Below are 23,094 nucleotides of genomic sequence, written 5' to 3'. Positions count from 1 at the left end.
AGTTGTATCCTGCAACGGAACGGCGGGCGAGGCCGGTTTGATTTGTAGATAACTGTCAATGACAGAGGAGCCTAAGCAATGCAAACTGAAATCATGAAAGTTAAAGGCATGACCTGCATGGGTTGCGTCAACAGCGTAAAAAACGTTCTGGAGAGAATACCGGGCGTAAGCAGCTCCGAGGTTTCGCTGGAGCAAGGCCAGGTCACGATTCAGTACGATGGAGGCATGACGGGGATGGATCAGTTCAGGGAGGCCATCGAGGATGCGGGTTTTGAAGTCGTGAATCAGGCATAGGGCAGCTAATACCTCTACGACGGATGACAGGAAAAAAAGATGAACGGCCGTCTCGGGTTTAACCGCAATATCCGTTAGCCTGGAACCAGTTCATCGCGTCCTCAAGCGCTTCTGCCGCGGGCCGATATCGATACCCGAGATCACGCATCGCCTTGTCACAGGAATAAAACATCTTCTTTTTCGCCATGCATACGCTATCCACCGTGGCACGCGGTTCAACGTTCGTTACCATCGCCATTTTTTCCATTAGCCAGGCGGCTGGCAATACCAGCTTGACCGGCAGATTCAGCCGTTTTGTCCGCTTGCCGCTTATCTCGTCGATTGTCTGCAAAATTTGCAGTAACGTCAGGTTTTCTCCGCCAAGGATATAACGTTCTCCTGGTTTCCCATGCGTGTAAGCCAGAAGGTGGCCATAAGCGATGTCGTCAGCGTGCGCAATGTTCAATCCGGTATTTACGTAGGCCGGCATTCGGCCGCATAAGGTGTCAACCACTATACGCCCCGTCGGCGTGGGTTTGATATCCCGTGGTCCTATCGGCGTAGAAGGGTTCACTATTACCAGGGGCAGCTTATGCTCATCGGTCATTTGCTTGACGACTTGTTCCGCCATGAATTTTGACCGCTTGTAATGCCCGGTCATGGACAAGAGACTCGAAGGTGTGTCTTCGTTGGCAAGATTGCCGTCCTGGCCAGTGCCCAGCGTTGCCACGCTGCTTGTATATACCATGCGGTTCATTCCAGCCTCGGCTGCAGCGAGTATCAGCGCCTGGGTTCCCCTTACATTAATGTCATACATCGTTTCCGGGTTCGGTACCCAAAGGCGATAGTCCGCGGCAACATGAAACAGGCTATCGCAACCTGCTATCGCGCTTTTCAACGATGGGGCGGAGCGCAAGTCGCCCTCGCAGATTTCCACAGGCAGCTTGTCAAGATTTCGCCGGTCACTTCCCGGCCTGACCAGGCATCGCACTTCGTGGCCTGCGTTAAGCAGGCAGCGCGCGACCGCCGACCCGACAAATCCATTTGCACCCGTAACCAATGATTTCATCATGCCTCCTTATCCAGCCCAAACTCCGGTGTGGAATTTAAAAGCCGCGATTGAAATTCGCATTGCTGTGGTGCTCCATAGCTTTTACATCTTATTCGACTAGTGCGTGATCGGGGGATTGATAAAACCGTGGAAACAATGGAGATCAAGGCGAAGTGCAGCAATCCGAAACGTTCGCGTATCTTTATGCCGACTGTTTGAACAATGGAACAAACACGTTCCTTACCTCTCGAGTCATAAGTGGCGTTTGGCCAGATGCTTCTCCACATCTTCCTTGCTGAAACCCAGCGCGGCCGCGACCCGGTCGGCATGGCTTACCCGTGATACGCCGGGGATGAGGCGAAAAGTCGGTCCCCCGGGCAGAAACTCTCCCTGGAGATAGCGGCCGATTCCCTTGTCCTGCAAGCGCTCACATAATTCGTGGTTATGGGTGACAAGCAATGTGCTTGCGCCCAACTCGTAAAACCCCGCTAGAACGTACTCGGAAAGTTCCATTTTCTCCTCGAATGTGGTGCCCTCCGAAAGCTCGTCCAGTACTACCAGGCTTCGAGCTGTGGAACCGAAGAAAATCTCGCGCGTGCGTTTCAGTTCGTGACCAAATCGTCCTATTCCCTCATCCAGGTGGCCGGGATCCGGCACCTGGTAAAAAATATGTTCCGCCAGAACCAGGCTTCCCCCTGCCGCCGGAATGTAACAGCCGATCTGCCCCAGTAGCTGAACCTGTACTACAGTTTTACAGTAAGCCGTCTTGCCTCCGCTATTCGGTCCGGTAATTACCAGCAGCCGTCCCGCGTCATCAAGCGAAATATCGTTCGGCACATAGCCGGGGTTTATTCTGGCAAGCAGAGGATTTCTCGCTTCGGTAACACTGAGGGAATGCCTGTCGCTCTCGAGTATCTGAGGCAGCGTCATCTTGCCGCCGAAGGTTTGCGAGTAGCGATGAAAGGATAATATCTCGTCGATCATGCCCAGCGTTTCCAATGCGCGCGCCAGGTCCGGACTGTGCTTGAACAGCTTGCGAAGGGGGTAGATGACGGAATCGCGATCGGAGGCGGCGATGGCAATCAGGACGACCGGTAGAACCGGTACCGCCAGCAGGAGTATTCCATATCCCAGATAACCGATTCCAAAACTGGCCAGCACACCCTGGAAGAAATAAAGGGCAGCGCTTACCGCTATCAGCACGAACAACATTGGAAAAAGCTTGAACATCGATGGCCTGAAGCGCGTAAGGAACGCAAGGCGAGGCTTTTCTTCCCGCGTCCTGAATTTTCCTTCCGCCGGATAGACCGGGCCGCGCATCAGTGAATAAGTACGTGAGTTCCCAAAGTCGTGAATGGCGTCGAACAAGGTACGTAAATAAGCGCTTTGTGGCTGCGGCAGGGTTGCCACTGTCTCTACCAGATCGATAACAAAGCCTGTACCGTCAAGAAATTGATTGTACCCATAACCGCTGAACTCCATTTCACCTTTTCCGGCTCTGGAATTGTCTATGGCGACGCCGCCGGTAAAGGTACCATAGAGCAACTCGTAAAGTGATTTTTCTCCGCGCGCCATTTCTTCGATGAAATTCCTTAGCGCCTCATGAAGAGTGGGGTTTGATTCCAACTCCCGCAAGGCATCCTGTTTTTCTCGAGTCACTGCGGCATCTGTCCCTGGCCGCGCCAGCGAGCGGTAAAGCACACATTGCCCGGCATGAGTGACGGCATGATTGATCGAATTGAATAATTGCTCTGTTTCGATTGCGTCGAAAGTCTTGGCGTCCAGCACACCTTTGTCTGTTTCCGCCGGACGGGTGTCTCGAACGCGAACGGGCCGGTCGCCGCCTGAAAGGATGGATGGCTGACTCCAGTATGAATCGGATGCCTCTGACACGCTCATGGTATTGGCCTTCTGACTGTCGAGCTATCTATTGGATTGGAAGTAAAGCGGCATGGCGACATACGAGTGTCGAAGACCGAACTCGCTCCCGCTGGACTTGACGGTAATGCCCAGGTGCGAGCAAAGCTAAGGATTAATTACCGGATAACCTCGAGTGGAAATTATCCCGATTCCTATTTAGAGCTTATCCTGCAGACTCGGCAAGACAAATGTTCTCAAACTGCGAAGTACTCCGGCAGGCAAATGCCGCGCGTGAAGTCCGGGCGGTTTGTGAAGCACGGCGCTGCCGCTCGCTTCAATTCTGGCCCTAACTCCTCTTCGGAACCATGCATGAAGCCCTGCTGGAAAATCTAACACTCAACCGCATGCGCGTCAACGCGCACAAAAAGCCAATGCTTGAAACTTCATCCGAGATCCACCAGAATCCACTTATCGCAAAAGTACCGGAGAAGTGCCGTATCAAAAACATGCTCCTTCGCAAGAGCAACGTTCGAACCCGAACGGAACGAACCAGAGCAGGCTATCTCATCAATATATCGTTTATCTGGCGCAAGTCATCCTCGTCCAGCTCGCCCGCCTCCGCCTCCAACCTCAACCTTGACATGAGAAAGTTGTAACGCGCCTGGGCAAGGTCCCGCCTCGCTGAAGAATACAGTTGCTGCGCATTCAATACATCCACTTCGGTTCTGACGCCCACTTCCTGTCCGAGCTTGGTGGAATCCACCTGGCTTTGGCTCGACGCGAGCGCCTGCTTCAACGCCTTCACCTGAGCGATGCCGTTCGTAACATTAAGATACTGCTGGCTTACCTGGAGCACGCTGTTGCGCCGCGTATTGCTCATGTCCTGAAACACCCTTTCCTGCGTCGCCAACGCTTCGCGTACGCGTGATTGTACTGCAAACCCCTGGAACAGCGGAAAACTGACCTGAACACCTATTTCTTTTGAGGTCAGATCAATTGGCCGGCCGGTGATTGTTCCCCCGACGCCTTTCTGATCACTATAAATCGCAACCAGATCCACCGTCGGGTAATGTCCCGCCTTGGCTCGTTCCACGTCCTGTTTTGCAATTTCATACAATGCCTGCTGGACTTTAAGAGCGAGATTATTCTGCTCGGCCACGTTGATCCAGTCCTGCATGTTTGCATACTTCAAAGGGAGCAGATCCGATGCCAGCTCGTCTGGACGAACCAGATTATCGGGTACACGCCCGATTATCTGCTGCAACGTGCGTCTTCTTATTTCAAGATCGTTTCTGGCGGCGATTTCCTGGGAAGTGGTCAAATCGAAGCGGGCCTGAGCCTCATAAGTATCGACAATAGTCGCTGTGCCCACCTGAAAATTGCGCTTGGCCTGTTCCAATTGCTGACTGATTGCTTTTTTCTGAGCTTCTGCCACCTCCACATTCACTTCAGCAGCAAGAATGTCAAAATACGCCTGTGCCGCGCGCAAAATCAAATCCTGGGCCGCAATAATGAACTGCGAGTCCGCCTGCGCGACCTCAAGCTTGGACTGTTCGTAAATCGCAAAATTTTCCTTGCGATAAATGGGTTGAGTTCCTGTGATAGTCAAGCTCTGGTTGTCGATAACCACCTCCGAGGGTCGGACTACGCCACCTATCGGAAGTCCCCCCACACTCTCGATATCGATAAATTGCCTGCGACGAACGAACCCGAGCGTGACGGTTGGAAGAAGCCCGGCTCGACCCTGCGGGAGTCTTTCCTGGGCCGCCTCGTGCGCGGCGCGCGCCGCGCTGTACTGGGCGTCCTGTTCCAGTGCCTCACGATAGATTTCCATCAGGTCGGCGGCATGAAGCGGGGTATGCAAAATCGCACCGGCAACCAATAGCGCATGGATATATGGCGGAATTTTCACTTTGATCCCAGATTTCTGATCCCTGGACGAAAAAAAACGTCCGCCAATCGAAAACAGCTCAAGCAATAGGTGCCTGACGAGCTTGCAATCGGAGGATTGGCATGGGAGATTAAAATGTGAATCGCACCGGCCGCTCGGCGTTTTTCAAAGGGGTAATGCAGGTTTCAAATAGCCCCGCTGTATTGTATTCACTCCCTTTTTCTTCCTGCGCCACACAAGTCAGGAGTACCGCCTGCATGACTGGCGCATCGCCCACCACAGCAAACATGCGTCCACCGGTTTTGAGGCTCCTTTGAAACGCCGACGGTAAAACCGGGGTGGATCCCGTCAGCACGATTACGTCGTAGGGTCCGTGCCGGGCCCACCCCCGCGCCGCATCTCCCGTTTCCAGCGTTACATTGGCGATACCATGAGCCTTGAGATTTTTTTCCGCCATGGCTTTCAGTTCCGGCACGATTTCCACGCTGTATACATGTTCGCCTTGCCTGGAAAGCAGCGCCGTCAAATAACCGCTGCCGCTGCCCACTTCCAGAATCCTGTCGGTACTTTTTACCTGCACTTCCTGGAGAATGCGTGCTTCCAGCTTGGGAGCAAGCATCACTTCGCCATATCCCAACGGGATTTCCATATCTACAAACGCAAGTGAACGGTAAGCGGCAGGGACAAATTCCTCGCGCCGCACCTCGAACAATAATTCGAGGACTTCCTGATCCAGCACTTCCCATGTCCGAATCTGCTGCTCTACCATGTTAAATCGGCTTTGTTCAAGATCCATGTCCTGCCCTATACCCTATATGAGATGTCATAACAAACTTGCAATTATTCCACATTTCCGTTAGCTTCACAGCAGCAGCTAGGGGTCCGTTCCGGAATCGTCCGGCAACCGGTGAGATAGTCCCTTAATACCTGACACGGATAATGCCGCCGTAGGGAAGCTGGGAACTAGTTATCCCGCTCCTTTATGGCACTTAAGGAGCGTATTATGAATGCAACAGTTTCGAACGCAGCGCAATTTCCGTTGCCATTTTCAAGCAAGACCGCCCATGTCGACGAAGGCGCGGTCCAGCCTTTGCCGCAATCCCAAAAAGTTTATGTGCAGGGTTCCCGGCCGGATATTCGCGTGCCCATGCGGGAAATCAGCCAATCCGATACCGCTGCCAGCATGGGTGCGGAAGTGAATCCCCCGATTTATGTTTATGACACCTCCGGACCTTATACCGACCCTGCGGCAAAAATAGACATCCGCTCCGGCCTGGCGCCGTTACGCCAAAAGTGGATAGACGAGCGCGGGGACTCGGAAATTCTTTCCGCCCCTGCTTCCGCTTATGGCAAGCAACGCTTGGCTGATCCCAAGCTCGCCGAAATGCGCTTCGATCTGAAACGGCAGCCCCGCTGTGGCAGAGCGGGGGCAAACGTAACGCAAATGCACTATGCCCGCCGCGGCATCATCACGCCTGAAATGGAATTCGTCGCCGTACGCGAAAACCAGCGTTGCGAACACATGAGCAAGCAACACCGGGAGTTGCTCACGCGCCAGCATCCCGGACAGGATTTCGGGGCATTTCTGCCCGGGCATGTCACGCCTGAATTCGTACGCGACGAAGTGGCTAGAGGCCGCGCCATTATTCCCGCCAACATCAATCATCCGGAATCCGAACCGATGATCATCGGGCGCAATTTCCTGGTAAAGATCAATGCGAATATCGGCAATTCGGCGCTGGGTTCCAGCATTCAGGAAGAAGTCGAGAAGATGACCTGGGCCATCCGCTGGGGCGGTGATACGGTAATGGATCTTTCAACCGGCAAAAACATTCATGAGACCCGTGAGTGGATAATCCGGAATAGTCCCGTTCCAATCGGCACAGTACCTATTTATCAGGCGCTCGAGAAGGTAAATGGCAAGGCGGAAGACCTCACCTGGGAAATCTTTCGTGACACGCTGATCGAGCAGGCTGAGCAAGGTGTGGATTACTTTACAATCCATGCGGGTGTGCGGCTCGCTTATGTCCCAATGACAGCGAAGCGTTTGACCGGCATTGTCTCGCGCGGCGGATCGATCATGGCCAAGTGGTGTCTGGCGCATCACAAGGAGAGCTTTCTGTACACTCGCTTCGAGGAAATCTGCGAAATCATGAAAGCTTACGATGTAAGCTTCTCTCTTGGCGACGGTCTGCGTCCCGGTTCCATACAGGATGCCAATGATGAGGCCCAGTTCGCCGAACTGGAAACCCTCGGCGAACTGACCCAGATCGCATGGAAGCATGACGTGCAGGTAATGATCGAAGGTCCCGGCCATGTTCCGATGCATCTCATCAAGGAGAACATGGATATGCAGCTGAAATATTGTGCTGAAGCGCCTTTCTATACGCTAGGCCCTCTCACGACCGATATCGCACCCGGCTACGACCATATTACCTCCGCTATCGGCGCGGCCATGATAGGTTGGTATGGTACGGCAATGCTGTGCTACGTCACGCCCAAGGAACACCTTGGCCTGCCCGACAAGGATGACGTAAAAGACGGCATCATTACGTACAAAATCGCCGCTCACGCAGCAGACCTTGCAAAAGGTCACCCCGGCGCGCAAATTCGTGATAATGCGCTTTCGAAAGCCCGTTTCGAGTTTCGCTGGGACGATCAGTTCAATCTTGGCCTGGATCCGGATAAAGCGAAACAATTTCATGATGAAACCTTGCCCCAGGAGGGTGCCAAACTCGCACATTTCTGTTCCATGTGCGGCCCCCATTTCTGCTCCATGAAAATAACCCAGGATGTGCGGGACTTCGCCGCGAGCCAAGGCGTTAGCGAAGACGATGCATTGAAAAGGGGTATGGAAGAAAAAGCCACCGAGTTTGTGGCAAAAGGAGCGGAAATTTATAGCAAGATGTAACCGGACAACAGCCTCGACATGCGGAGCCCTTCCTGGGCTTCGCGCGGCGCCAGCCATGCTGCCCGACTGGTGCTCGCTGGCAGCTGTCAAAGCAAAAAGATGGTAAACGGCAGGCTAATCAGAACTATTCTCGAGCCTGAAGCGCAGTTCGGTGCGATAATGTCTGAAAAATAACCAGCCCGACCCTGTATCCCTGCCACTGGACAACCCATTGCCTGGTAATACCTCGACTCCCTCAAGCTCCCACGTGTTTATCCGGCGCAAAATGCTTTTTGCCGGATAGCACGCATGGACCTGGTTCTGCTCTTTAAGGCCCTGATCCTCGGCATTGTCGAGGGTCTGACCGAATTTCTTCCTATCTCCTCTACCGGTCACTTGATCCTGGCGAGCGATTTGCTCGACTTCAATGACGAGAAAGGCAAGGTCTTCGCGATCGTCATTCAATTGGGAGCCATTTTGGCGGTTTGCTGGGAATATCGCGTCAAGATCGGAACCGTTGTCCGGGATGTCGGTTCCCGCCAGGATGCGAACCGCTTTGTGTTGAACCTGTTCATTGCTTTTCTTCCCGCTGCAATTCTGGGTCTATTGTTCATCAAGACCATCAAGCAATATCTGTTTCACCCCGTGCCAGTGGCATTGGCGTTCATCATTGGCGGTATCCTGATCCTGTGGGCGGAACGCAGAAAACACGTGGTGGATGTCGAGCGGGTGGAGGACATGGACTGGAGACATGCGTTGAAGGTGGGTTTGATGCAGTGCCTGGCGCTCATACCCGGCACTTCACGCTCCGGCGCAACCATTATCGGCGGCCTTTTTTTTGGCTTATCCCGTAAAGCGGCGACAGAGTTTTCGTTTTTTCTGGCCATCCCGATCATGTTTGCCGCCACCTTTTACGACATTTACAAAAATCTCGATATCCTTCATTTCGACGATATGGGAGTATTTGTTATCGGCTTCGTGGCCTCGTTCGTCAGCGCCTTATTGGCGGTGCGCGGATTATTGCGTTTTATCAGCCACCATGATTTCACGGTATTTGCATGGTATCGCATTGCGTTCGGGATTGTCGTGCTTATTACAGCCTATTCCGGCCTGGTCGAGTGGTCGGCAGCAACCTGAGTCCCACGCGATTGCTCTTCATTCCCTTGAGGTCATTTCTGAACCCAGGGCAAACCTGCCGCTTTCCATCCCCCTTCGGTCCCGCGGTGACCGGTGGCATCTTTCTCGCCTTCAAAACCTTCCAGGATGTTATAGCAGTTCGTATAGCCTAATTCGCTGGCGGTAGCCGCAGCCTGATGTGAACGTCCTCCACTACGGCAGATGAACATCACCAGCGATTCCTTGTCCACCTGGCTGGAAAGATAGTTGACAAAATCCGGATTGGGACGCATGCCGGGATAGGACTGCCATTCGATTTCGACCGCGCCCGGAATTCTTCCCACCCAGTCCCATTCAGCCCGGGAACGCACATCCACCAACTTCGCCTCGGGCGCTTCCTGCAACAGCGCAAGCGCTTCATTGGGAAGCAACGCGCCCTGGTATGGCAAATCCATTTCCTCAGCGCGTTGTTGCGCCCTTTCAAGTATTGCAGTGATAGTTTCCATATGGTTTCCCACAGTAACAATTGAAACCTAATGGTAATCCATTTTCAGGCTGGTGTTCGAGTAAAAACCTTTGTGCGGAGGGCGGAACAGCTAATGCTTTAGCCTGGCTCTTTCAGATTCTTGCGCGGGTATTCTGTTGTTGAAGAAATGGAAACGCTCCTGCTGATATAATGTTACGCTTTGCATCACCCTTTTATAAGGTACTTTCGCATGACTGCAATTCCGGTTTGGAGAGAAAAATGGCGGTAGCCGATGTTCTGAAAATGATTCAGGACAACGAAGTCAGGTTCGTTGATCTACGATTTACCGATACCCGGGGCAAGGAGCAACACGTGACACTTCCCGCCCACGCCGTGGATGCGGACAAGCTTGAAGACGGGCACGCATTCGATGGTTCTTCCATTGCGGGCTGGAAAGGTATTCATGCGTCCGACATGTTGCTGATACCTGACCATGACACGGCCAAGATGGACCCATTCATGGATGAGGCGACGCTGTTCATGACGTGCGATGTAGTGGAACCCTCCGATGGCAAGGGCTACGACCGGGATCCCCGCTCGCTGGCGAAACGCGGCGAGGCTTACCTGAAGTCAACTGGCATTGGCGACACTGCGTATTTCGGTCCCGAGCCCGAATTCTTCATTTTTGACTCCGTAACATGGCATGCTGACATGTCCGGTTGTTCAGTAAAGATCGAATCCCAGGAAGCAGCCTGGAGCTCTGCCGAGAAATACGAGGGCGGAAATACCGGGCACCGTCCCGGCATTAAAGGCGGCTATTTCCCCGTTCCCCCGATCGATTCCCTGCATGACATCCGGTCCGCGATGTGCCTTGCGCTGGAGGAAATGGGTATTGAAGTTGAAGTGCATCACCACGAAGTGGCCACTGCCGGGCAGTGTGAAATAGGCACCAAATACAGCAGCCTGGTGAAGCGCGCCGATTGGACCCAGGCATTCAAATATGTAGTGCACAACATTGCCCACTCTTATGGAAAAACAGCGACTTTCATGCCGAAACCCATAGTCGGCGACAATGGTTCCGGAATGCATGTGCACCAATCGATCTGGAAAGGAGGTCAGAATCTATTTTCGGGAAGCGGTTATGCCGGACTTTCGGAAATGGCGCTGTATTATATCGGTGGTGTTATCAAACACGCCAAGGCCCTGAACGCGATTACCAATCCGGGCACCAATTCCTACAAGCGACTCGTTCCAGGTTTTGAAGCGCCAGTCAATCTTGCCTACTCGGTCAGCAATCGGTCCGCTGCAGTACGTATCCCCTACGCCAACAGCCCCAAGGGACGGCGCATTGAAGTTCGCTTTCCCGACCCCACCGCCAACCCCTATCTCGCGTTTACAGCATTGCTGATGGCTGGCCTGGACGGTATCCAGAACAAGATTCATCCGGGCGATCCCATGGACAAGAATCTTTATGATCTTCCTCCTGAAGAGGCGGGGAAAATTCCCAACCCCTGCGCTTCGCTGGATGAAGCGCTCGATAGCCTGGATAAGGACCGCAATTTTCTTACGCGTGGCGGCGTGTTTTCGAATGATATGATCGACGGCTACATCGAACTGAAGATGGAGGAAGTTACACGTTTTCGCATGACTACCCACCCGATCGAGTTCGATATGTATTACAGCCTGTAAGGCGAAGGTATCGTTTTGCCATCCAGCCATACTGCTGAGGCAGGTTAAAAAAAAACATGACAGAATAATACTCCATGAAAATTCTTATTGTGGTATTGCTCGCTGCAATCCCCATGCTCATGCTTGCCGGCTGCGGTGAGAAAGATCCGGGAAATACCTCCAAGCCGGGGACGCCGGCGAAGCTGCCGGATGAGTTTACGTCGGAAAAGGAAATTCCATCGATTTTGGAAAATGAATTGACGCCAGAAGAAAAGTCGGCGTTATTACAGGAAATCATGCCGGCCGGGCCGGGGAATGAAGCAACACCGGAAGAAAAATTCGTGCAATTAAGAAAGGATGCAGAGGCGGGAGACGCCAAAGCACAAAATGGTCTCGGTGTCATGTTCTACACCGGCGAAGCCATATCCAAGGACTCTTCAGGCAAAATCCTGACTAATGATCCGGTTACAGCTGCCGCCTGGTTTCATCGATCGGCGGCGCAGGGATATGCCGATGCGCAATTCAATCTCGGGCTCATGTATGCAAATGGTGAGGGTGTCGCCAAAGACCCGGCCAAAGCTGTGGAGTTATTTCAAAAAGCCGCAGAGCAGGGCAATGTCGATGCACAAAACAATCTGGGGGTGATGTATTACGCCGGCGAAGGCGTTCCCAGGGATGAGGCCAAAGCTAAAGAATGGTTCAAGAAGGCCGCCGCGCAGGGTAATGCTGATGCACAAGCCAATCTCGATGCAATGAAATAAAACACACCCGGTTTCCGATTCGTTGCGATTAAAGAGCGAAACGCGTTGACCGCGCGTAGCGCCAAGAGCGGGTTACCTGCGCCAACCGGCTCCGCCCTTAATGAAAATTGACGGCGTAGACAGCTCGTCACTATGTCATCTGCGGATTCACGGGACGTGAAGACATTGAACATTGGTCCCCGGTAGCAATAATCAGAAAACCCGTCCGTGGCACACAAATGAATCCCGCCCCTATTGAGATTATTGGCGCAATCCTGTTTGGCATTGCGCTGATACACACTTTCGCAACAAAATATTTTCAACAACTGGCGCATACCTACCCGGCGCATGCCGGCATCTGGCATTTTCTGGGCGAGGTCGAGGTTGTTTTCGGGTTCTGGGCGATGATTCTTGTCGTCATGATGCTGGTCACGGAAGGCAAGCAACCAGCCATAGCCTATCTCGATCAGCAGAGTTTTATCGAACCCATGTTCGTATTCGCAGTCATGGTAATCTCCGGCAGCCGCCCGATCCTGCAATTCGCCATGCTTTGTGTGAACAAGCTTGCCGGGCTCATTCCCTGGCCCGAGGGTAAGGCGTTTTACTTCATCACACTATCATTTGTCCCTTTGCTGGGCTCGTTTATCACCGAGCCCGCAGCCATGACGCTGGCCGGGCTGATTCTGCTTGAGCGGTACTACAGCAGGGGAATTTCCACCCGGCTTAAATACGTCACTCTTGGAGTTTTGTTCGTCAACATTTCAATCGGCGGAACAATGACCTCCTTTGCCGCACCCCCGGTTCTCATGGTAGCCAGCAAGTGGGGATGGGATACGGTTTTCATGTTTACCACGTTTGGCTGGAAGGCCGCGATTGGAGTAGCGGTGAACGCTCTTGGCGCCACTATCCTGTTTCAGCGTGAATTGTCGAGCCTGAAGAAGGCAAAGCCCTCAGCTAACAACGAGGTTCCGCTACTCGTAATACTCGTGCACGTGGTGTTTCTTGTAGGCGTGGTAGTGTTTGCGCATCACCCTGTCGTTTTCATGGGCCTGCTGCTGTTCTTCCTCGGATTTACCCACGCATACGAACGCTACCAGGACCCGTTGATTCTGCGGGAAGGGCTGCTGGTCGCCTTTTTTCTCGCCGGCCTGGTTGTTCTGGGTGGACAACAGAAGTGGTGGTTGCAGCCCCTGCTGGCGGATATGGACAACACTGTGCTTTTTTTCAGCGCAACCCTGTTGACCGCGATCACGGACAATGCGGCGCTGACTTATCTTGGTTCCCTGCTGGAAGGAACCAGCGCGGAGTTCCGGTATTCTCTTGTTGCCGGCGCGGTTGCCGGCGGGGGCTTGACGGTCATCGCCAATGCGCCAAACCCGGCAGGTTTTTCCATACTCAAGGGTTCGTTCGAGGATGAAGCCATCCATCCTTTGGGTCTACTCGCCGCAGCCCTTCCGCCCACGGTCATCGCCATTCTTGCATTCCGGCTGCTCTAAAAATAATGCGGATATATGGAAATCGAGCCGCATATTTTCAATATGCCTCAATATCATGAGGCACAGCAGGTACATCATCCTTCTTCAAGGCCCGCAAATCCTCGTTCTCGGCGTGCAGCATTTCCACTTGTTTGCGCAGACGGCTTATCGAAATTCGCTCACGCAGCATCGTTGGAACCGTCACCAGCGCGCCGATGAGCGTGCCAAGCGTAAAGCATGCGGCGATCACCGTGGCGAGTGAAGCATCGACGCGCCAAAGAAAAAATATGACGCTTACCGAGACGGCATTCTGAACCGCGAACGTGACAATCAGGAAAACGATGATGAGTGCGGCAATTAATTGTAATTGCATGACAACTCTTCTCCCGCCGCTTGCCGTTTCCCATTGGCACGAGGCTAGTCCTAGCCTGGAAAAAAAATTAAGTCAGGCGCCACGAAAACGAAAGCAATCCTGAATACCTGCAGGTGATAGAAACCGGGACTCGGTGTAGACGCCCGGTTTCGAAAAGTATCAGCCGCGAACTTTGCGGGCAAAACCGATCTCCATCCATTTCTTGACACGGTTAGCGTCACCGAGACGAGAATTCTTCCCCCACGAATCCAGCAATACAATGATGATTTGCTTGCCTGTTATATTGGCCTGCATGACCAGGCAACGTCCAGCCTCGCTGAGAAACCCTGTTTTTGATACCCCGATATCCCAGTTGCTGCTACGCACCAGATTGTTGGTATTGACGAACTGCACGCTTCGATCACCATCGGTAAACATCACCTCATGCGCAGCGGTAGTGGAAAATTCACGAATGACATCGTAATCATAGGCGGCATTGACCATTTTTACCAGATCGCGCGCCGTGGAAACATTGGCGCTATTTAGTCCGGTAGGATCAACGAAGTAGCTGTTGTCCATGCCAAGCTCGAATGCCTTGCGGTTCATGGCTGCCACGAATGCATTGGTGCCTCCCGGATATGAGCGCCCGAGCGCCGCAGCAGCACGATTTTCGGAAGACATCAACGCCAGCCGCAGCATTTCCTGGCGCGTGAGACTTCCCCCGACCCGCAACCGGGAGCGAGTATTCTTGATCACATCAACGTCGGCGGCTTCTATGACGATTTCCTCATCCAGCGGCAATTGGGCATCAAGCACAACTATCGCGGTCATGAGTTTCGTAATGGAAGCGATCGGCATCACGTTGTCTGCGTTCTTGTGAAAAAGAACGTGCCCGCGCTGTGCATCCATGACCAGCGCGGAATGTGATTTAAGGCTCAATCCCCCTTTTTGTGCGAAAGCTCCGCCGGTAAACGCAAACATTACGCAAATCATCAGGAAAATTTTTTTCATTTTTCATTAGCTGTCGGGAAATTCGTCCGCCCCCCCGCGGACTGGGAAATTGCGGTAGTTAAAGTAACAAATATCATGAGGCAGGGAAAGAGCTTTGTAGCAATTGCAAAAGAAAATATGCTTATTTTCGAGTACGCAATGCATTCTTTGGCAACGGGGCGTTCATGCTGGGCGAAACACGCGAATTACCGCGAGTGCCGCAGGTAGCTTTACCAACAAGGATGCAACGAGGATAACAGAGGAGTTGGTCGAGTTTGCTGAGTTGGCTGCCCGGTGAGCAGCGGAGGTGGGAGAGGTGAAAGCGGAGGTGGGAGAGGTGGATACAGCAGGCAATACATCAGTGTTCATCAATCATTCATCGTCTGAATGCCCATCGGCAGCCGGTAGCCCTGAATAAGCGCCTGTGACGCCCTCTCCAGAGGTAACGGCTGGGAGAAATAGTAGCCTTGCATCTCGTCGCAGCCGTTTTCTATCAGAAAATCCAGTTGCGCCCTCGTTTCGACTCCCTCCGCCACTACTTTCAGTCCCAAACTGTGTGCAAGCTTTATCATTGCCACCGCGATCGCCGCATCATCCAGATCGGTAGTCACATCCCGTATGAATGCGCGGTCTATCTTTAGTGTGTCGAGCGGAAACCGCTTGAGGTAGGCGAGACTCGAATAACCAGTGCCGAAGTCATCCATTGATATTTTCACACCGAACGCCTTCAGATTCTGAAGCGCGTTGGCTGCCGCCTCGGCCTCTTTCATCAATACTGATTCAGTCAGCTCAAACTCCAGGAAATGGGGATCAATGGCGGTCATTTCCAGGGTCTTGCCAATAACCGAATCAAGGTCTTGCTGCTGAAACTGGCGTGCAGACAGATTGACCGAAACTGGATGCAGGACGAGGCCCTGGCTCTGCCATTTGTTAAGTTGATCACAGACTGTCCGTACCACCCATTCGCCGACCGACACGATCAAACCTGTGTCCTCAAGAACCGAGATGAATTTGAGCGGCGGCACGAGCCCATGTGCCGGATGCTGCCAGCGAAGGAGCGCCTCGAACCCTGTGATTTCCCCACTCGTCAAACTCGCCTTTGGCTGGTAGTGAAGCACGAATTCACGCCGTGCCAGCGCGCCACGGAGTTGCGTTTCAATCTTCAGGCGAGCCACCGCGCGCTCGTTCATTTGCGGCAGGTAGAACTGATAAATGGCGCGGCCTTGCTCCTTAGCCTGAAACATCGCCGTATCGGCATTCCTGAGCAGGCTATCCGCATCCGTTCCATCCCCCGGGTAGATACTGATCCCAAGGCTTACGGAAGTATAGATTTCCTGGCCATCCAGCTCGAACAGCAGCGAAAGGGCAGCGATCACCTTCTCGGCTACTATCGTCGCATCCTCTGCCCGAGCAAGATTGGAAAGAATGAATGCGAATTCATCCCCGCCAAGCCTCGCCACTGTATCGCCTGAACGCACGCACTGTTGCAACCGTTGCGCAACCAGAACCAATAACTTGTCGCCAGTGCTGTGGCCCATCGTATCGTTGACGATCTTGAATCGGTCCAGATCCGCAAACACAACGCCGACTCGTCCCCGGCTGCGCTGCGCTTGCTCCATTGCTTGCCTTAGACGATCAAGAAAAAGGCTGCGGTTGGGCAACTCGGTCAGGGGATCGAACTGGGCCAGATAAGTGAGGCGTTCTTCCGTCGTTTTGCGATCAATTGCAGTCGCAAGGATATTGGCGAGACTCTGCAGGAAATTGATGCTGCCTGACGTGAAGCGCTTCGCATCGCGGGAATACGCACCCAATATGCCATACGCGCCGCCCGCTCCCGAAATAAGCACATTGGCGCTACTGCGAATTCCGTGACTTCTCAGGATACTCGATGGCTTGAAGCGCGTCTCCCAGCGGAAATCGTTGACGATTACAGGCTGGTGGCTCGCGAGAACAAATCGGTTCTGGCTGTTCTCATAGGTGAATGATGTCTGGCGGCCGATCCAGCCCTTCTGCCAACCTGATCCTGCCTTGAGTATAAAGGAACGCAAATCCGGTGCAAGCTGCAGGACTTTGCAGAAATCAACGTTGAGGCCATGGGACGCAACCCCCGCCACTTCGTCCCACAACTCGTCAAGATCTGCGCTGGCAAGCGCCTTTTGCCCGAACGCGGCAATAAGGCTCTGCTGCATGGCGTGCTCCTGAATTGCCAGTTCTGTCTCTTTGCGCTTGGTAATATCGATCGCCGTACCAACTATTCGCAGTTCGCTCCCGTTCTGGCCCCACTTCACCGCTTTCGCGATATGAAGATGACGCACGCATCCGGGTCCGCGCAGGATACGGAAATCCAGCTGTTTGCGCCCATCCTCCGCGGTGATTTTTTCCAATTGGGCTTCCTGCTCAGGCAGATCATCGGGATGAGTGTAGGATTTCCAGACCTCATAAGTAATGGTGCTGCCACGTGGCGCACCATAAATCTCATACATGCGATCATCCCAGATAACTTCATTGGTAGCGGTGTTCCACTCCCAGATGCCTATCGCGGCTGCTTCGGTAGCGAGAGAAAGGCGCGTCCTTTCCTCCAGCAAGGTTCGCTCTCTACGGGCTGACTCGGCGCGCAGCCAGACATTTTCAATGACAGTGGGCAAGCGCTGCAAGTAGCCGGCACTTTTTACTACATAATCGGCGGCCCCCAGTTTGAGAGACTGCCGTGCTATTTCTTCATCATCCTGTCCGGCAACAAGAATGATTGGCAGATCAAGCCCGCGAACCTGGCAAAGTTCCTTCAGGATATCTGTGGCCGGAACGCCCGGCAAACGATAATCCAGAAGAAGGACATCAAAGGCGTCCTTTGCCTCGCGCATTGCAAATCCGTGGAAAACCTGCTCGGCTGACCGAAGCGATTCAATTTTAAGATGTGGAGCGATAGAAGCCAGCGCCTGCTTCGTCAGGTCGATGTCGTCCGCATTGGGCTCGACGTAGAGAATTCTGAGCGAAGCGGCGCGGCGGTAGGTTTCCGTGTGGAATTTATCGAGAGCTGCGCGCAGCACGAGAGCCAGCGTTTCCAGAAAACCGTCCCGCTTGATGACGTAATCGTCGGCGCCCGCGCGAAGTAGCGCCAATACCATATCCTCGCAACTCGATCCGGTAAGAATTACCACCGGAAGCGGCAAATGCCGGCCGCGAACCAGTGCCAGCAAAGTCTCGCCACTCCCGTCCGGAAGATTGAGGTCGGTCAGGACGAGGTCGTACCGAGGGATCTCCAAACCAACCTGCCCGATTGCCGGCGTTTCCAGGCTGGTTCCATAAATCTCATGGTACCGATCCACTCTGGCCAGTGCTTCAGTCAATGTGCCGACGACATCCAGCTGAATATCCGGTGCGCGTTTCTCCATCTCGATCCGCACCAGATCGGCATCCAGCGCGTTATCTTCCAGGTAAAGTACTTTCATTAAACGCGCTTCGAAAAGCCGGGCGTATTGAGAACAGTCCAATAAAGCTCAATTTGCCGGGCCACATCAATAAATTTCTCAAAATCCACTGACTTCAAGATATAAGAATTCGCTCCCAGCTTGTAGGCCTGGTGAACGTCGCCATCATCGGCGGAAGAGGTCAGAACCACTACCGGGACAGTCCCGAGATCGGGGTGGGCCCGAATAGCCCGCAGGACGTCGAGCCCACTGACTTTCGGGAGCTTCAGATCGAGAAGTATCACCGAGGGTACAGGTTCTCCTGCTCGCCGCCCGGCAATGAAATCGAGCGCTTCCTGTCCGTCGCGCAATACTTCAAGCGGGTAGGCCAGGTTGTGCCGTATAAACGCACGGCGTGTGAGATCCACATCCATCGGATTGTCTTCAATAAGCAAGATCGGCAACGCAGTATTCATGGCAGGCGCCGCCGGCTAGGGGCCGTTAATTGTCGAGGTATCTGATTCAACCGCATTCGCCAGAGGCAATTGCAGGTAGAAAACTGCGCCGGCGCCCCGCTCGCTCTCCGCCCATACCTGCCCTCCCATCCGTTCCATTGCCTTGTATACCATTGCAAGTCCGATACCCGTACCAGGGTAGTCTTCGGCACGATGAAGACGCTGGAATATTTCGAAAATCTTTTCGTAAAAATGCATGTCAAACCCGATTCCGTTGTCGCGTACAGAGAGCACGCAGAAGCCATCCGCAGACCGGGCACGAATTTCAATAGCCGGTTCAGCCGTACATCTGGAGAATTTGATGGCATTATCCACCAGGTTACGCAAAGCTATTGCGAGACCCTCGGGATCGGCATTAATATCGAAATCACCAACGTCGACAGTAAGGCGTACATTCTTGAGGCTGTCCTGGAACTGGGCCAATAGCCTGGATATAAAACTGGAAAGTTTGATTGCCGTTGTCGACAGCTTGCGCCGTTCCAGCTTTGAATAAGAGAGCAGGCCTTCAATTAAATCTGTCATATGCTTTGTTGCTGCACGCACATTGACCAGAAAACTTCGGCCTTCCTCATCAAGACATTCATGGTAGCCGTCCAGGAGAAGACGGCTATAACCCGCTATTCCGCGTAGTGGAGCCCTGAGATCATGCGATACGGAATAGCAAAAATTTTCCAGCTCTTTGCTCTTTGCAAGTAACTGGGCCGTGCGCTCACTTACTTTATGCTCAAGATTTATCTTTGCATCGCGTAATGCTTCCTCGGCATACTTGCGCTCGGTAATATCCTTTATAGTGAGAAATGCGAGTCCCTTGCCGTCGTCGTAGTGCAAAACTGCTCCGGAATAACTGAGAACGCGTTCCCAATCTCTATCCAAGCGTCTAAGCCGCAACTCCAGATCGTGCAGATGCTCCCCACCCAGGATGCGCGTCAAAGGCCATTGATCGATAGACAGAACTGCTCCGTCCACCGTTGATAGCTCGTATATTTTTGCGAAGGTATCGAGATCGCCGAGCACTGCTTCCGGATCATCGATGTCGTGCATCTTCAGCGCGGCAGGATTCCAATGCAGCAGCTTGCGGGAAAAGTCTGAGATCACGAGGCCGTCGTGCATGTTCTCCATCACCACCTGAAGCTGCTTCTCAGTTTCGCGCCGGGTTATTTCGGCCAGCTTCTGGTCATTTACATCGGTATCGGTGCCGAACCACTGGACGATACGGCCGTCCGCGTTCCTCAAGGGCTCTGCCCGCGTCAGGAATATCCTGTGCTGCCCATCCGCTCCGCGCAGCTTCACTTCCATGTCGAACGTTTGCCCGGTTGCAACAGCGTTTTTCCAATTCTCTATTATCATGGGCAGCATTTCCGGATCATGCACTTTATGCCAACCGCAGCCTTGCATTTCTCCCGGTGTGGTCCCCGTATAATCGTACCAGCGCTGGTTATGCCATAGTCGTGATCCATCGCGCCCAGCTATCCACGCAAGCTGTGGGATGGTGTCGACGATAACCCGGAAACGGGCCTCGCTTTCCTGCAACGCTGCCTCAGTGCGGCGGCGGTGGGTAATGTCCAGAATGATCGCAAGAAATTCGAGGTGGCCCGGTTGCTCGAATCGCTGCAGATGGGCTTCCACTGGATAAAGCGTGCCATCGGCACGCAAATGCATGGTTTCGTAAACCAACCCCTCTTTCTCGCCACCCATAAGCGGGGCGATCAAAGCCTGGAACGACGCTTCGTCAAATTCGGGCTGAATCTCCAACAGCGTCATCGCCCTCAGGGCATCCACTTCATGACCCAGGTTACGCTGCGCACCCTTACTCGCAAATTCGAAAAGCAGGGTCTGCGCATTTAGGAGATAAATCTCGCTTAAACTCTGCTCGAGAAAGCCCGCAAGCCTTGCTTGCGCGTTTTCTATCGGTATAAGAGCGACCATATCGAATTTGACCCGGGAAACGCCCACAAGACTATCTGCACGATTTTTAGTTGGGGATATCATTACAAAAATCTGAAGCTACCCGGATCCTGATTTCTTCAGACAATACTCACAAAATAACAGAGCTATGAAACCCTAAAACAGGCAGCAGGGATAGCTGTAAGATTTTACAGCTTGGCAGATTAAAATTATTCTTGAAGAGCCGGAGCAAGACCTTGCAGCGGCGGAAGAATCATGCTGCTCGACCCCAGCCAATAAACTTTCTCGCTTCATTACAATGCGCGAGAATCAGGTGCTTTTACTGCATGAGTGGGGTATAAGCAACAACCCATCGCATCAATTTCGCCTTCCTTTACCCATCTTATGAAAACCGTATAGAAGGCGTTAACTTATAATCCCTTTCCAATTACCACGGACACCTACACCACCCCAGTTCGGAGATAAACATGCAAGAACTTAACGCAACCTGGACCGCTTTGAAAGTCGGCGGTCCTATTATGTTTCCGCTATCTTTGCTTGCGGTTGTAGCGCTGGCGATCATGCTTGAGAAGGCTTTTGTCTATTGGCGTTATGCCCGCCTTTCGCATGATCTGCTAAACCTCGTGGAGACTTATGGCTTTGCGTGGCACGATCTTGAAAAGATACTTTCAGGTCTGGACGAGCGCCACTATTACAAGCGGTTTTTCGAGGTGGTGATCAGCAACAGGCACCGGCCATCCTGGTGGACCGAATCTCGCGCCGCGGATGAAGCCCAACTGATAGAAACATCGCTCTCCCGCTGGCTTTGGGTGCTGGAAACCACGGTCACTGCCGCGCCCTTGCTCGGGCTCGTGGGAACGGTCATCGGCATGATGCGTGCTTTCCAGATTATCGGAGGCGAGGGAATCGTCAACCCCACCGCGGTAACGGGAGGCGTTGCTGAAGCACTCATTGCAACTGTCGTCGGCCTGGTAATCGCGTTGATTGCACTCTTCGGTTTCAATTATTTTTCGCGTTTGCAATCGCAAACCATGGATGAGATGGAGCGTCTGGGCACGCGCCTGATCGATCATATCCGTCTGGATCAGGAGGGCAGCAATCATGAAGCGGCGTAAAACCAGGGATTACCGCAAAGGAAAAATAGAGATCATCCCGTTGATCGACGTGATGTTTTTCCTGCTCGCGACATTCATGCTGGCTTCATTGTCCATGCAGAATCTCGATTCGCTGCAGGTGAACCTGCCTCAGGGGCAAGCCGAGAAACTCAGCGCCAAGACCCCTGTCACGCTGACGCTGACTAATGACAGCCAAATCTTTATCAATAAAACGCCTGTTACGCTGGAGACACTTGCCGATACGCTCAAACCTTTACTCAAGGATTCGGAACAGAAACTGGTCGTATCTGCGGATAGCGATGCGCCGCAAGGCATCGTGGTGCAGGCGATGTTGCGAGCCCGAACCGCTGGTGCGCAGCACTTTCTGATTGCGGTCAAACACCAGTAATTTCCCACGCATGCTCAAGTCCAGATCGAAGGACCCTCGATTCTGGTGGCCCTTGCCACTGGCTGTCATCCTGTGGGTAATCCTCATCTGGGCATTTGGATTTCTTCTCACAGCTCCAAAGCCGGAGGCTGAAACCCAGGCGCCAATCCAGGCAACCTTTGTGGAACTGCCTGAAGAAAAACCGGAACAAAAATCGACACCGGCGCCAAAGAAAGCGCCAAAGCTTGCACCGCCAATCAAGCCTCAGCCGCAACCCAAACCCAGGCCCCAGCCCCGTCTGGCTCCGGAAAAACAAACAAAACAGGCAAAGCCTGCTCCCGAAAAAGGAACGGCAAAAAGCGAAGCCCGGGCAGATCAACCATCAGCTCAAAAATCAGCTCCGGATTCCGCCCGTCCGAAAGACCTGCTGGATTACATGAAAGAGACGCGCGAGCGCCGGAGCGCAGGAGGAATCTTCGAAGATGAGCCCGTGGAGCCGGAGACTATAGAACGCGAACCGTCGGAAGAAGAACTCAGAATGGCCAATGTCATGCGCAATCTTCGCGAACCCGGCGCGAGCGGAATATTTCAGATTATCAGAATGGGTCCTCGCAACGCACAGTTCTTGTTCCGCGCATGGAAAAAGGATAGCAGCATCCCTCGACGAGAATTGATACAGGTCGATGCTCCACCGGGTGTCGATATAGAACGTGCTGTCGTGCGGAAAATGATCGAACTGATCCGCGAATACCACAAAGGTGATTTCAACTGGGAATCGTACCGGCTCGACCGGGTGGTCGTTCTCTCCGCACGCCTTGAGGACAGCAAAGGACTGGAAGATTTTTTGATACGCGAATTTTTCGGCGATATTGCGGTTCCGTCTCGACGATAGGGAGCCACGTTTTAGAGGGTGGCTAGTCAGAGCTACAGGTAGGGGGCAATAAGCGAAGCGCATTGCGCCGTATGAGGACAACTCAATATGATAATTAGTAGATTGAGCTCCGCCCAATCTC

Annotated in this window: 19 protein-coding genes and 1 riboswitch; of the genes, 9 read left to right on the top strand and 10 right to left on the bottom strand. The window is 53.2% G+C overall.

Annotated elements, in window-relative coordinates; all coding sequences use genetic code 11:
- Nucleotides 1–78: 78 nt before the first annotated feature.
- Entirely contained in the window at nt 79–294 is a 216-nt protein-coding gene (locus BMZ14_RS10110; RefSeq protein ID WP_074797167.1) for a heavy-metal-associated domain-containing protein, read from the top strand.
- A 58-nt stretch (nt 295–352) separates the two neighbouring features.
- Here BMZ14_RS10110 and hpnA read toward each other — a convergent pair whose 3' ends face one another.
- The 4 genes from hpnA to BMZ14_RS10090 form a co-directional block, all read right to left on the bottom strand.
- Nucleotides 353–1,345 carry a hopanoid-associated sugar epimerase gene (hpnA, locus tag BMZ14_RS10105; RefSeq protein ID WP_256208553.1) on the bottom strand — a complete coding sequence of 331 codons (993 nt, stop codon included), beginning with the start codon at nt 1,343–1,345 and terminating at the stop codon, nt 353–355.
- Between the two features lie 231 nt (nt 1,346–1,576).
- Nucleotides 1,577–3,223, bottom strand: coding sequence for a MutS-related protein (locus BMZ14_RS10100; RefSeq protein WP_074797165.1), 1,647 nt, complete (start codon nt 3,221–3,223; stop codon nt 1,577–1,579).
- A 520-nt stretch (nt 3,224–3,743) separates the two neighbouring features.
- Nucleotides 3,744–5,096 carry a TolC family outer membrane protein gene (locus tag BMZ14_RS10095; RefSeq protein ID WP_074797304.1) on the bottom strand — a complete coding sequence of 451 codons (1,353 nt, stop codon included), beginning with the start codon at nt 5,094–5,096 and terminating at the stop codon, nt 3,744–3,746.
- 109 nt (nt 5,097–5,205) lie between these two features.
- The gene (locus BMZ14_RS10090; RefSeq protein WP_074797163.1) at nt 5,206–5,871 is read right to left on the bottom strand and encodes a protein-L-isoaspartate O-methyltransferase family protein; all 666 of its coding nucleotides are present in this window, start codon (nt 5,869–5,871) and stop codon (nt 5,206–5,208) included.
- Nucleotides 5,872–5,941: 70 nt separating this feature from the next.
- Nucleotides 5,942–6,046, top strand: a riboswitch (TPP riboswitch).
- A gap of 32 nt (nt 6,047–6,078) precedes the next feature.
- Here BMZ14_RS10090 and thiC point away from each other — a divergent pair.
- Complete coding sequence (thiC, locus tag BMZ14_RS10085) at nt 6,079–7,986, top strand: phosphomethylpyrimidine synthase ThiC (protein WP_074797302.1); 1,908 nt, start codon at nt 6,079–6,081, stop codon at nt 7,984–7,986.
- A 288-nt stretch (nt 7,987–8,274) separates the two neighbouring features.
- Nucleotides 8,275–9,102: an undecaprenyl-diphosphate phosphatase gene (locus tag BMZ14_RS10080; RefSeq protein ID WP_074797161.1), complete on the top strand. Its 828-nt coding sequence runs from the start codon at nt 8,275–8,277 to the stop codon at nt 9,100–9,102.
- A 32-nt stretch (nt 9,103–9,134) separates the two neighbouring features.
- Here the strand turns inward: BMZ14_RS10080 and BMZ14_RS10075 are convergent, their stop codons facing one another.
- Nucleotides 9,135–9,587 (bottom strand): rhodanese-like domain-containing protein, encoded by a 453-nt coding sequence (locus BMZ14_RS10075; RefSeq protein ID WP_074797159.1) that lies wholly within the window; start codon nt 9,585–9,587, stop codon nt 9,135–9,137.
- A 239-nt stretch (nt 9,588–9,826) separates the two neighbouring features.
- On the opposite strand from BMZ14_RS10075, the gene glnA reads away from it, so the two are divergent.
- The 3 genes from glnA (at nt 9,827) to BMZ14_RS10060 (ending at nt 13,451) form a co-directional block, all read left to right on the top strand.
- Nucleotides 9,827–11,236, top strand: a complete 1,410-nt coding sequence (glnA, locus tag BMZ14_RS10070) for a type I glutamate--ammonia ligase (RefSeq protein ID WP_074797300.1) — start codon at nt 9,827–9,829, stop codon at nt 11,234–11,236.
- A 113-nt stretch (nt 11,237–11,349) separates the two neighbouring features.
- Nucleotides 11,350–11,976, top strand: a complete 627-nt coding sequence (locus BMZ14_RS10065) for a tetratricopeptide repeat protein (protein ID WP_371265723.1) — start codon at nt 11,350–11,352, stop codon at nt 11,974–11,976.
- A 218-nt stretch (nt 11,977–12,194) separates the two neighbouring features.
- Nucleotides 12,195–13,451, top strand: coding sequence for a putative Na+/H+ antiporter (locus BMZ14_RS10060; RefSeq protein ID WP_074797156.1), 1,257 nt, complete (start codon nt 12,195–12,197; stop codon nt 13,449–13,451).
- 37 nt (nt 13,452–13,488) lie between these two features.
- On the opposite strand, the gene BMZ14_RS10055 is transcribed toward BMZ14_RS10060, so the two are convergent.
- From BMZ14_RS10055 to BMZ14_RS10035, 5 genes are all read right to left on the bottom strand, one after another.
- The gene (locus BMZ14_RS10055; RefSeq protein WP_074797154.1) at nt 13,489–13,803 is read right to left on the bottom strand and encodes a LapA family protein; all 315 of its coding nucleotides are present in this window, start codon (nt 13,801–13,803) and stop codon (nt 13,489–13,491) included.
- 159 nt (nt 13,804–13,962) lie between these two features.
- Complete coding sequence (pbpG, locus tag BMZ14_RS10050) at nt 13,963–14,793, bottom strand: D-alanyl-D-alanine endopeptidase (RefSeq protein ID WP_074797152.1); 831 nt, start codon at nt 14,791–14,793, stop codon at nt 13,963–13,965.
- Nucleotides 14,794–15,140: 347 nt separating this feature from the next.
- Nucleotides 15,141–18,221 (bottom strand): EAL domain-containing protein, encoded by a 3,081-nt coding sequence (locus BMZ14_RS10045; protein WP_074797150.1) that lies wholly within the window; start codon nt 18,219–18,221, stop codon nt 15,141–15,143.
- Entirely contained in the window at nt 18,221–18,655 is a 435-nt protein-coding gene (locus BMZ14_RS10040) for a response regulator (RefSeq protein WP_074797147.1), read from the bottom strand. The genes BMZ14_RS10045 and BMZ14_RS10040 overlap by 1 nt, the downstream gene beginning before the upstream one ends.
- A 15-nt stretch (nt 18,656–18,670) precedes the next feature.
- Nucleotides 18,671–20,683: a PAS domain-containing sensor histidine kinase gene (locus BMZ14_RS10035; RefSeq protein WP_074797145.1), complete on the bottom strand. Its 2,013-nt coding sequence runs from the start codon at nt 20,681–20,683 to the stop codon at nt 18,671–18,673.
- 383 nt (nt 20,684–21,066) lie between these two features.
- Here BMZ14_RS10035 and BMZ14_RS10030 point away from each other — a divergent pair, with 383 nt between their 5' ends.
- From BMZ14_RS10030 to BMZ14_RS10020, 3 genes are read left to right on the top strand one after another with little or no spacing between them, the layout of a single operon-like run.
- Entirely contained in the window at nt 21,067–21,714 is a 648-nt protein-coding gene (locus BMZ14_RS10030; RefSeq protein ID WP_074797144.1) for a MotA/TolQ/ExbB proton channel family protein, read from the top strand.
- Nucleotides 21,701–22,102, top strand: a complete 402-nt coding sequence (locus BMZ14_RS10025; protein WP_074797143.1) for an ExbD/TolR family protein — start codon at nt 21,701–21,703, stop codon at nt 22,100–22,102. The genes BMZ14_RS10030 and BMZ14_RS10025 overlap by 14 nt, the downstream gene beginning before the upstream one ends.
- A gap of 10 nt (nt 22,103–22,112) precedes the next feature.
- Nucleotides 22,113–22,973, top strand: coding sequence for a hypothetical protein (locus BMZ14_RS10020; protein ID WP_074797142.1), 861 nt, complete (start codon nt 22,113–22,115; stop codon nt 22,971–22,973).
- Nucleotides 22,974–23,094: the final 121 nt, after the last annotated feature.

The sequence above is a fragment of the Nitrosospira briensis genome (assembly GCF_900115125.1).
GTDB lineage: Bacteria > Pseudomonadota > Gammaproteobacteria > Burkholderiales > Nitrosomonadaceae > Nitrosospira > Nitrosospira briensis_A.
This window is presented reverse-complemented; position numbering and strand designations above follow the sequence as displayed.